Source organism: Bacillus sp. FJAT-27231 (assembly GCF_001183975.1).
GTDB lineage: Bacteria > Bacillota > Bacilli > Bacillales > Domibacillaceae > Pseudobacillus > Pseudobacillus wudalianchiensis.
Genome location: NZ_LFZU01000001.1, coordinates 2,308,493 through 2,316,738, shown reverse-complemented (window position 1 = coordinate 2,316,738; position 8,246 = coordinate 2,308,493). Strand labels below are relative to the sequence as shown.

The following is an 8,246-nucleotide window of genomic DNA, read 5'->3' as shown; positions in this document are numbered from 1 at the left end:
CTCCATTACAAAATCATTTATTTCTGCTCTTGTTGGAATTGCTATTACTGATGGCTATATAAAAAGTGTAGATGATTTCGTTTTTTCTTATATACCCGAACTAAAACTAAGAAATATCAGAATCAAACATCTTCTTCAAATGGACGCAGGAATAAAGTTCAAGGAAGGTCATTTTCCGTGGAGAGACGAGGCAAAAGTTTATTTGTATCCGAATGCAAGGGAATTGGCACTGAACGTTGTAGAAGATACTAATGATACCTTTTTTCATTATAATGATTATCATTTGTTACTATTAGGGCTTATTCTTGAAAGGACAACAGGCAAAAGTGTAACAGCCTTTTTTTATGAGAAGATATGGAGTCAGTTAGGAATGGAATTTCCGGGTTTTATGATATTAGATAGTGAAAAGCACTCCTTTGAAAAGATTGAGAGCGGGTTGGTAATGACCGCAATAGATCTAGCTAAGTTCGGCAGTTTATACTTAAAAAATGGTGAATGGGAAGGGAAACAAATTATTAGCCAAAATTGGATCAAAGAATCAGTAAGTCCAAATAATGTGCCGTCTAATTGTGACCATTTTCGATACTATCAAAAACATCCTTGGGGAAAAATGTGGTTTAATCACAATAAAGCATATTATAAATATTTATGGTGGGGACATCTAAATAACAAAACAAATAATGACTATTTTGCTTTAGGGGCATTAGGTCAAGTTCTATACGTTAGCCCAGAAAACAATACACTTGCTATTCGACTAGGAAGAAAATGGGGAGTTATGGACTGGTGGGCTACAATTTTATATAAATTAATAAATCCTTTAACCTGATTCCATCATGCACTTCACTAAATCATTGTTGAATAGAAGATTGTGAAGGAGTGTACTTAAGCTAAAGGGTGCTTTAGTTCAACAAGCTAAATTAAATAGACGGCCTGTCTCGCAAAGCATCGCTTTTGAAGAAAATGCAAAGTTTCTAAAGAAATTGGCGTGAACGGTACAGAAATTCAAGGGGGCTTAGCACGGGCTCCTCTTGAATTTCATAATATTTTAAAAAATAAGGTTTTAAAGGTTTGGCAACGACGCCTAATAACATAGATATTTCCAATATAATGAGCAAGCTCACAGTAGTGCGGTGCAATACTTTGTAGACTTAATTCCTTTATATTTAAATTTTTTTGAATAAGTAGTCGGTTTTTTCTTATAAAAACATCCCCCTTATGTAACAATAGTAAGGGGTTTCTTTACCTTAACCCGAAATACAGACGCTCTTTTTTGAGCGTCTGTATTTCGGGTAGTTCAATGGAGTAGAGGCTTTTTCATTCGGTTTATTCTTCTCTTTGTTCTGTTTGCCACCATAATGAATCTTTTGGATTTTCGACAGCTTCTTTATATTCAGCCTTAGAAGCAACGGTTGGATAAGACCCTTTTAGAGATTTTCCTGAAGTACTCTTGAACAAGAATAGTATCACTAAAAATCCGATAATACTGACGGCTGTTAGGTAGAAAGCCGGTGCTAAGTTATTCCCCGTTTGGTGCACTAGCCATGTGGAAACCAATGGGGTAGTGCCGCCAAAAATTGAAACAGAGACATTAAAGGTTACTGATAATGTGCGATATCGAATATCGGTATAGAACATCGTTGGCAATGATCCAGGCATGGTGCCTTCATAGGTTGAAAGCAGAACACCAAGAATGAGAATACCTAACGAAATAAAAATTAAGTCGTTCAAGTTTATTAAATAAAAAGAAAACACAGACAATAGAGTTAATCCGCCTAGACCAATTAAAAATACCGTTTTGTTTCCAATTTTATCACTAAGTTTTCCAAACATGAATGCAAGCGGCACCATAATAATCATGACAGCTGTAATTAATACGGTTCCTACTGTACTAGATAAGCCAATAATCTCATTTAAATAAGAAGGCATGTACGATAAGAGCATATAGTTTGTAATATTAAAGAATGCGACAGCTACAAAACACACGAGGATATCTTTTTTGTGGTTTTTTAAAATAGATCGGAAGCTCTCCTCTTCGACTTCATCATCAGATAGTTCATTTTCAAAAATTGGTGTTTCCTCTAAACTTTTTCTTAGGTACAACCCGATAAGTCCTAAAGGCAAGCCGAGTAGAAATGGTATTCTCCAACCCCATGAGGCCATCTGTTGATCAGATAGAGTAATAAATAGTGTACTGGCAAGTAGTGAAGCTAATATATAACCAGTGAGTGTACCAATTTCCAATCCACTTCCAAGCACATTGCGTTTATTGTCTGGAGCAGACTCTGCAATATAGACCATGGCACCAGCATATTCGCCGCCAGTTGAAAAACCCTGAATAATTCTAGCTATTAATAAGAGGATGGGTGCCCAAATACCTATTTGATCATATGTAGGCAATAAACCGATTAGTAATGTGGAAAACGCCATTAAAATAATCGTGGTTGTTAAAACGACTTTCCTTCCTGATTTATCTCCGATTTTACCAAAAATAACACCGCCTAATGGGCGCATTAAAAAGGCAATGGCAAATGTTGCAAATGTGAACACTAGTTTGAGTTCATCATTCTCAACAGCAGTAAAAAAGTTTTGGCTAATAATAACAGCTAAATAGGAATATAAGCCAAAATCAAACCATTCCATAGCGTTTCCTACTCCTGTTGCAAACACGCTTTTCTTCGTTCGTTGAATATCTACAACGTTGATTTTTTTCTTGTTAAATTTCATTTTATTATGTCAACTCCATGAAATACAGATATGTAAGAATAAGAAATAAACTTAAATTGGGGTACAAATAGATTTTGGGTGTTTTCTCCAATGAGATCCTGTATAGAATTTTGTTTTTCACAAGACCAACTCGTTCTAGGTTAGGCAAATACGGTGCCCTGACATAAAGCCCTTTTAAAGAAGTAAATCCTTTAACGTTTTGTATAGTTGTGTGGTCTTCATGTAACCATTCTTCCTAATAGAGAGTAACGACTGACCTATAGCTGCCGGCAAATGGGCTCTATTAGGCAGTAAACTTAACTTTGGATGTTAGTTATGTTGATACAAAAACAGAAAAATATTCGTTTTTTCTTACGGTAACCCCTTATGGGTGTTTTTATATTCCCTCGAAAAGGTTTATTAAGGGGGAAACAATATATTTCAAAACGCGTCCAATACTATGAGACATGAGGTCAACTAAGTGTTTGCCACTATTTTTGCTTTAAGAACTTTGAATACAACAAAGCAGCAAGTATATTGCATTTGAAAAGACTGCGGCTTAATTTGACAGCTAGGGCCTTCAATGTACATTAAGGGTGAAGTATTGAGTATTAAAAATTTTTTTCCTTACAATTCAATAAAGGAGGAATTATCATGCTAAAGCTTGTAGGTCACTATTTTTAATATGCCTGCTTCTATACTTTTCTCTCCCCTTTCTTACAAATGTTCCTAACGAAGAGAGAAGAGGGCCTGCCAGGTCATATACAGTATCAACCGATGTTTCCTAAATAATATTAACAAGGTTGAAATAAGAGCAATGTATGTACAAACATATGCCCTTCTTGATAGCGAGTATGGAGTAGCTGTTGAGTCTTTGAGGGGGGTTACGGGGAAAATGGCAGCGAATTAACCATATCTAAAGAGTTGAAAGGCCATGAAATACCAAAGGTTGATTTTTTTCGATACAAATGAGAAAATGACGATCATGTTATGATTAAAGTAGTTGAAGCAGGCTCATACTATGAGTCTTTAGTGGTGGAAATTGACTTTTCAAAGTAGTCATGACCAAAGCCAAAACGAGTACCTAGTGTTATAGTAAACAATTTTGACCTGCTGTTGAACAGTAAAGGATCATGCTGCATGAAGGGCATCCTGTTGTATTTGCAAAATCTCTGAATGATAGTACACAGCTAGGGCGTTTAATGGATAGGGTGGGCGAATTATGCAACATCGTAATCCGTTTTTATCCAAAAAACCTTTTATTTGAAAAAACTATTATGTTATAGTTGCAGTAGAAATAAAATTAAATTATTTTGAGAACTTAGAGACTGTTCTTAGTCACCTTCTCATCTTAGTAGAAGGGAGCATAGTAAGATATGTCTGTAAACCACACAAAAACAATGTTAGAAACTCTAAAAGAGTACCCTACTTGTGAAATATCACTAACTTTTAAACATGATGATGGGACGCCACTATTTTCCATATGCTATCAAAAGAATGGTTATCAAATAACATGTTTGAGAAGTTTTATTACTAAAACGTATAATGATATTGAATGTACAATTTCAGTTATTGATAAAGCGTTGCAAAATAGTTACGAAAAACCTCTAGTTAATTTAAATTAACTAGGGGTTTTTATTTTTTTCTTTTATATCGCAGTTTGCGTTACTGTTTCATCATTCTTTTTAGGCAGCCGCAAAATTGATTTGAAGGCCAGAAAACTTGTGAAATTAAAGATATATAAAATGATGTATAGAAAAGACTGAGAGCCAGAAAGAACTTTCTTTGACGGGTAAGGGGAGAGTGGGTTAATAAAGAGTTTGTTATGGATCTACAAGTAAATAAGGGCTATTGGAGTAAAAATGAAAGTATCTAGTATTTTAATATAAGCGGAAAGGAATCTGCTGTAATTTATTGGCATTATACACAACGCGAGAAAATAAAAATCTGTCGTAAGAATGGATGACAATTCCTATATATCAAATAGATTGGTTCTATATGGAAAAGCCAAAAGAATGTTCGTAAATCGTTTGTTGTTAAACTATTTATTCTCAAGGTAAGGACTGGGCAGGAGAATTGATAAAGGAAAAATGCATTTTTGGCTATATTGTTGACAGGATCAATGAAAAAGGGATGGAGCAGCTAGATCGAGTAAAGTGTTAAATGTCGAAGCCGAGGAAAATGGCAGTGAAATAGATAATGGCAACGAATAAAAGCAGGAGATGATCTCTTTGTTTGTTGTAAATAGGGTTCTTTCTTTCAAATTTTTTAAAATCCTTTTAGAATAAAGAAGTAAGGACATCAGTTTATAAACAAGCAAAATAAAATAAGGAAAAGGTAAATTGACAAGACATTGGCAAAGGGGGAAAGTGTAAATCTTCTATCTCAAGCAGATTCTATAGAGTTAATAAGTAAGGAAGTAAAGTCTCAGACTGGCCTTTAAGAATGGGCACATTAAAAATATAAAAAATTATCCGTATGGAAAGTAAAAAAGGCAAGGAAACAACCTTTATGATTACCTTTCCAGTTGCTAAGCTTCCAATCGAATGAATGCAGGGATTTAACTTTAGTACTAAAAAACTTCACAGAAAAATGAATAGTTACCTGTTAAATAACAAGCTGAGGAAGTTAAGCTGGTAAAAGGTAAAGGAGCATAAATAATGCAGGAAATTAAGCACATCATTGACTTTATATTACACATAGAAACACACTTATTATCGCTCATCGGCCAATATGGCTCCTCGACATATTTCATCTTATTTTTGATTCTTTTTTGTGAAACAGGATTAGTTATTACACCATTTCTTCCCGGAGACTCGCTTCTATTCGTAGCAGGGTCGATAGCGGCTCAGAATCTTTTGTCTATAGGGATGTTACTAGTGATTTTGTCTCTTGGAGCGATCATCGGCGATGCAGTTAACTTTTGGATAGGACATACTGTCGGTTTGAAAGTTTTCGAAAAAAGTCGCTTTAAGCTAATCAATAAAGAGTATCTATTAAAAGCGCAGGATTTTTACGAGAGAAAAGGTCCTCTTGTTATTGTATTAGCCCGCTTCATTCCTATTATAAGGACATTCGTTCCTTTTGTTGCTGGTATTAGTAAAATGAATTTCAAAAAGTTTGTTTTTTACAATATTGCAGGGGGATGCTTATGGGTCTTTTCCATGACGCTGGCTGGGTTCTTTTTTGGCAGTATTCCTTTGATTAAAAATAATTTCGGCTTGGTTACGATCATTGTTATAGTCCTTTCACTTCTTCCAGCAGCTAAGACTGTTGTTCAGACAATCCTAGAAAATAAGAGAAAACAGAGTCATTGACTAAAGCAGCGTGAACCGCATAGGTTTTTAGAATAGAATCCAATTTATCTACAGTGAAAGAGCCCTTTAATCCAGCAAAGGGCTCTTTCGCATATAGATAGAGGCTTTTATACAACACTATTTTTGATAGATGAACGGTCCTCGGCGTCAGGGATAGAAACAAGTACTAAGAAATATTTTAATAAATTAATTGATTCACCTAAGGCAAGTCCTACTTCAACACATAAAATATAGTATCCAGAAAAAGGGAGGTGTATTTTATGTTTTTTGGCTGTAATAGAAGAAGGCATTGTGGAAATCATCAGAATGAAAATACAGTAGTAAGTCCAACTGAAACGGTCGTTAACGTTAGAACCAACTATCGTACGGTAAAACATATTCATCCAACTGAAGTTATTAACGTCAATAGAAATGTGATTAGAAATGAACACTTCTATCCAGTAACTGAAAGAGAAGTAAATGAAACGATTATAGAGAATTACAATTGTGGAAGAGATATTCGCCATCCTAGATGCAGAAGAGTGGAGTAATCTCATCATCACCATAGATGTAATCAGCGTCATTGTAATGGTGAAGAAAATAGATAACTTAATTGATAGAATAGTTAAAGTGCTGCCTTAGTGAGTACTTCCAGGCTGTCGACAAGTCGACGGCCGTTTTTATGGTTAGCACTTTATTTGCCTATAGTGATTTTTCCGAGAAAGACAACTTAAGTTAAAAGGATATTCAGCCGAAAGATCTTTTTTAATCCTTACATTAGAGGTTATGGAAATCCAGAAAACTTCCGATTAAAGAGCACTCTATTTAGCTGATAAAACCAGTTGTTTAGGGATGTTATTTAAAACTTATATGGATATGATAGATATAGATTGAACATAAAAAGGAGAAAAATGAATGGAACATTATCCTGAAGAATTAGATTTTATTAATTCAATGCATTTTCAAAAAAAGAACGATAAGGAGCTCCTTCACCTCACTTATCAAAAATGGTTAAACGGTGCTAATTTCTATGGAGGCCTCTGAAATCCAAATTCGTTTCCGTCCTCCTATAAAAAATAAAATTAATGCAGAAAGATAGCAGTCAATAAGTGTATAATGATAAAAAGTTTTCATCTTCCTAGAAAGTAAAGAAGTTGAAGCAATAATTAACGATTCTTTATAGTGGATGCAAGAAATGCAGGGATAAGCAGTTAAAAGAGACGTACGGGCACTATTCGTTTCTATGACAGAGACGAAAGGGTTGCCCGTTTGTTTTTCAAAAATTAGATAAGCAGGTGTTAATGTGAAAAGAAGATTGTTGGATATTTTAACGATTATGATAGGTTCCTTTATTTTTGCTTTGGCAATTAATGTCCTCATCATACCTACTAATCTTGGAGAAGGCGGAGTCACAGGGGTTGCACTCATCCTTTACTATTTGTTTGAATGGTCTCCTGGGCTCGTAACTCTCGTGATAAATAGTCTTTTAATTGTGATTGGTTATAAGTTCTTAAGCAAGACCTCTGTTCTTTATACAATTATTGCTGTTATTTTTAACTCTCTCTTTCTCCATCTTAGTCATGACTGGCGGGTAGAGGCATCAGATATGCTAGTGAATGCGATATTTGGCGGTGTCCTCGCAGGGCTTGGTATCGGCATGGTGATTAGAACAGGCGGGACAACAGCCGGGACCACGATTCTTGCCCGCATTGCCAATAAATATTTTGGATGGAGTATTAGTTACGGGTTGCTATTTTTTGATTTAATTGTGGTATTTTCCTCGTACTTTATTATTGGGACGGAGCGTCTGATGGTCACCATTGTCATGCTTTACGTCGGAACAAAAGTGATGGACTTTATTGTGGAAGGGATGAATCATAAAAAAGCGGTCACCATCATTTCGAAAAGTTATGAAGAAATTGCCGAACAAATTAATAAAAAAACACATCGAGGCATCACTGTACTCACGGGATACGGCTATTACATGAAGGACGATAAAAAAATTCTCTATGTTATTATCCATAAACAAGAAGTACTGATGCTTAAGAAAATCGTGAAGGCCATTGATGATGAAAGTTTTGTCGCTATCCATGATGTACGGGATGTAATCGGAAAAGGTTTTATGGACAGTGCAAATGTGTAAAGAACACAATTAGGCTGAAATATCTTTATTAAAAGGGGCAGCACTAGCAAAGTCCTTCATAATAAGAAAATATCAAATTACAATAAGGTTTTTAGAGTTTTCAA

General features: G+C 35.0%; 6 protein-coding genes. 5 read left to right on the top strand and 1 reads right to left on the bottom strand.

The window, feature by feature from the left end; genetic code table 11:
* The coding region (locus AC623_RS10895) for a serine hydrolase domain-containing protein (protein ID WP_197090963.1) at positions 1–826 on the top strand (826 nt) is incomplete at its 5' end.
* 497 nt (positions 827–1,323) lie between these two features.
* Here AC623_RS10895 and AC623_RS10890 read toward each other — a convergent pair.
* Positions 1,324–2,724 (bottom strand): MFS transporter, encoded by a 1,401-nt coding sequence (locus AC623_RS10890; protein WP_049662450.1) that lies wholly within the window; start codon positions 2,722–2,724, stop codon positions 1,324–1,326.
* A gap of 2,639 nt (positions 2,725–5,363) precedes the next feature.
* On the opposite strand from AC623_RS10890, the gene AC623_RS10880 reads away from it, so the two are divergent.
* The 4 genes from AC623_RS10880 (at position 5,364) to AC623_RS10875 (ending at position 8,142) form a co-directional block, all read left to right on the top strand.
* Positions 5,364–6,020 (top strand): DedA family protein, encoded by a 657-nt coding sequence (locus AC623_RS10880; RefSeq protein WP_049662448.1) that lies wholly within the window; start codon positions 5,364–5,366, stop codon positions 6,018–6,020.
* A 260-nt stretch (positions 6,021–6,280) separates the two neighbouring features.
* Positions 6,281–6,550, top strand: a complete 270-nt coding sequence (locus AC623_RS21060; protein ID WP_082174401.1) for a CotD family spore coat protein — start codon at positions 6,281–6,283, stop codon at positions 6,548–6,550.
* 364 nt (positions 6,551–6,914) lie between these two features.
* Complete coding sequence (locus AC623_RS22120; RefSeq protein ID WP_269429914.1) at positions 6,915–7,043, top strand: hypothetical protein; 129 nt, start codon at positions 6,915–6,917, stop codon at positions 7,041–7,043.
* A gap of 259 nt (positions 7,044–7,302) precedes the next feature.
* On the top strand, positions 7,303–8,142 hold the full coding sequence (locus tag AC623_RS10875) for a YitT family protein (protein WP_049662447.1): 840 nt from the start codon (positions 7,303–7,305) through the stop codon (positions 8,140–8,142).
* Positions 8,143–8,246 lie beyond the last annotated feature (104 nt).